Consider the following 1,336-nt stretch of genomic DNA (forward strand, 5'->3'; position numbering starts at 1 on the left):
GTCACTAGCGAGTGTGTCACAGGAGAGTTTTTTCCAGTCATTAAAGTCGCCTGCCAAAATAAGCGGTTGATCTGAGGCAATCTCATTACGCACGTAATCGCTAATTGCCTGATATTGTTTGATACGGTCGCGCTCGAACAAATTGAGATGAGCACATAGCACCACTACAGGTTTTTTCCAGCCAGCTGGCTGTACTTCACAATGCAACACCCCGCGTTGCTCTAGCTTATTTACAGTGATATTGACGTTATGTTTAGGGTCCAAGGGGAATCGACTCAGTACTGCATTTCCATGATGGCCGTCCTCGTATTCTGAGTTTTTGCCATAGCTATTTTGCAGCTGCAGATACTCACCAAACCATTCGTGCTGAGATTGATCAGGGTATTCGTTATAGTGCATGTTGCGCCTTAAGTGTTGACCTTGCACCTCTTGTAAACATAAGACATCAGACCCTACCTCTTCAAGCGCTTGAGCAATTCCTTGCATTTTGACTCGGCGATTAAGTGGCGACATACCTTTATGGATATTATAGCTGGTCACAACAAAAGAGTTTTTATTCATCATAAATTCAGTATTCATAGCATAATTGTTATAAGTAATTATAGGCGTTATCTATACTATAACAACATTGACGATAGTTTTAGCTTTATCGTTATCGCATTGAAGCGTATTAAGTACTTAACGGATAAAGGTTATTTGTGAATGCACAACACGTTTTAATGGTTGTAAACATAAAAGAGCATTGGCTCTGATCGAACCAATGCTCTTGTTTACTAATAATAAATTATCACTACTCAGTCAATTGGCCGTATAAAATCAGTAGCGTGTAACCAAAGCAATTGGCTGATCTTCGCTCATGATGTCTTGCGGCATAAATACCACTTCACCACCATTATGCATGACATGTTCTATAATCTCACCAACTGCGTCATCTGTTACGTCATTTGCAGCAGCATCATCTGCTAACATAAGGGTCTGAGCCTTTTCATCGATCTTGGCTGACTGCATATAGCCGCGACGTACATAAAGTGTCTCGCCTGCTCCTTGGAAGGCGCCGCGATAGACTTCTTGTAAATCGGTACGCAACATCTCTGCACCGCGTGCTTTGTCAATCTCACCAAGCGCGGCTTCGTGCAACGATGTACGATAGCCCTCTACCGCTTCTTGGACACCATCGATAATATGCTGAGCACTGCCATCTTCTAAATTGGTAACGTTCGAGACTTTGGCAATAATATTATCTGGACGATCACAGACGTCATTATAGTAGCTGATATTACGTGCATCACCGACCACAACCAGTGGCATTTTGTGTTCGCCCCATAGCTCTTGGACG

At 42.7% G+C, this 1,336-nt stretch carries 2 protein-coding genes; both read right to left on the minus strand.

The annotated features are described in order from the left end of the window. Positions 1 to 561, minus strand: a 561-nt coding sequence (locus ACS8FD_RS14820) for an endonuclease/exonuclease/phosphatase family protein (RefSeq protein WP_439276419.1), incomplete at its 3' end; no start/stop codon positions are given. Between the two features lie 255 nt (positions 562 to 816). Continuing rightward, positions 817 to 1,336: baeRF3 domain-containing protein (locus ACS8FD_RS14825; protein ID WP_439276418.1), on the minus strand; the 520-nt coding region annotated here is incomplete at its 5' end.

It is taken from the genome of Psychrobacter sp. 1U2, from assembly GCF_051847575.1.